Below are 1,808 nucleotides of genomic sequence, written 5' to 3'. Positions count from 1 at the left end.
TCAGCCCTTGCGGGTCTTTACCTCTTCGGTGAGCTGGGGCACGACCTCGAACAGGTCGCCGACCACGCCGTAGTCGACCAACTCGAAGATCGGCGCCTCCGCGTCCTTGTTCACCGCGACGATCGTCTTCGAGGTCTGCATCCCCGCCCGGTGCTGAATCGCACCCGAGATACCCGCCGCGATATACAACTGCGGCGAGACGGTCTTACCCGTCTGACCCACCTGCGAGGTGTGCGGATACCAACCCGCATCCACCGCCGCCCGCGACGCACCCACCGCCGCACCCAAAGAGTCCGCCAACTCCTCGATCACCCGGAAGTTCTCCGCACCGTTCACACCCCGACCACCAGAGACCACGATCGCCGCCTCCGTCAGCTCCGGACGACCACTGGACGCCCGCGCCTCCCGCGACACCACCCGCGTCCCCCGCGCCAACTCACCGAACTCCACCACCAACTCCTCCACCGCACCCGCCGCAGGAGCCACCTCCGGCGCCGCCGAATTCGGCTTCACCGTGATCACCGGCACCCCACGCGACACCCGCGACCGCGTCGTGAACCCCGCCGCGAACACCGACTGCGACACCACCGGACCCTCATCACCCGCCACCACATCCACCGCGTCCGTGATCAGACCCGACCCGATCCGCACCGCAACACGCGCCGCGACCTCCTTACCCTCCGCCGAAGACGACACCAGCACCGCCACCGGCGACACCGCACCCACGGCCGCCTGCACCGCGTCCACCTTCGGAACCACCGAAAACTCACCGAACTCCGCCGCATCCGCAGCCAACACCCTCACCGCACCATGCTCACCCAGCACCGGCGCCGCGGACTCCACACCCGCACCCAAAAACACCGCCACCGGCTCACCCAAACGACGCGCCAACGCCAACAACTCCAACGTCGGCTTACGCACCGCGCCATCCACGTGATCGACAACAACCAGAACTTCAGCCATGGGAACCGCACTCCTACCGGAAGAGAGAAGCCGTCAAAGACAGCAAGGGGACTCGAAGACGCGAGATCAGATGAACTTCTGACCCGCCAGGAACTCGGCGAGCTGCTTACCGCCCTCACCCTCGTCCTTCACCACCGTGCCGGCCGACCGAGCCGGACGCGCCTCAGCCGACTCCACGACCGTCCACGCACCCTCCAGACCGACCTCCTCAGCCTCCAGATCCAGATCATCCAGATCCAACGACTCCACCGGCTTCTTCTTCGCCGCCATAATCCCCTTGAACGACGGATACCGCGCCTCACCCGACTGATCCGTCACCGACACCACCGCCGGCAACGACGCCTCAAGCCGCTCCGTCGCCGCATCACCATCACGACGACCCGCCACCGAACCGCCCTCCACCGACACCTCCGACAACAACGTCACCTGCGGCACCCCAAGCCGCTCCGCCAACAACGCCGGCAGCACACCCATCCCACCGTCCGTCGACGCCATACCACACACCACCAGGTCGAACCCGGACTTCTCGATCGCCCGCGCCAACACCAGCGACGTACCCATCACATCCGTGCCGTGCAGATCATCGTCCTCCACATGCACAGCCTTGTCCGCACCCATCGACAACGCCTTCCGCAACGCATCCCGCGCGTCCTCCGGACCCACCGTCACCACGGTGACCTCCGCGTCGTCCGAACCCTCCGCGATCTGCAACGCCTGCTCGACCGCATACTCGTCCAACTCCGACAACAGACCGTCCACCGACTCACGATCCGTGGTCAGGTCCTCCGTGAACTGCCGCTCGCCAGTAGCGTCGGGCACGTACTTCACACAGACAACGATCCTCA

Annotated in this window: 2 protein-coding genes; both read right to left on the bottom strand. The window is 66.1% G+C overall.

What is annotated here, in order from left to right; all coding sequences use genetic code 11:
* A complete protein-coding gene (locus tag FNX44_RS26555) occupies nucleotides 1-963 on the bottom strand; it encodes an electron transfer flavoprotein subunit alpha/FixB family protein (protein WP_143651517.1) in 963 nt (320 codons plus the stop codon).
* A 66-nt stretch (nucleotides 964-1,029) separates the two neighbouring features.
* The coding region (locus FNX44_RS26550; RefSeq protein WP_228450281.1) for an electron transfer flavoprotein subunit beta/FixA family protein at nucleotides 1,030-1,808 on the bottom strand (779 nt) is incomplete at its 5' end.

The sequence above is a fragment of the Streptomyces alkaliterrae genome, from assembly GCF_007097205.2.
GTDB classification, from domain to species: domain Bacteria; phylum Actinomycetota; class Actinomycetes; order Streptomycetales; family Streptomycetaceae; genus Streptomyces; species Streptomyces alkaliterrae.
The sequence above is the reverse complement of the archived record's forward strand: the minus strand, read 5'-3'. Positions and strand labels throughout refer to the sequence as shown.

Bases quoted from the DNA above. Each gene is read 5' to 3' on its own strand.
- FNX44_RS26555 (WP_143651517.1), bottom strand. From the start codon at position 963: ATGGCTGAAGTTCTGGTTGTTGTCGATCACGTGGATGGCGCGGTGCGT.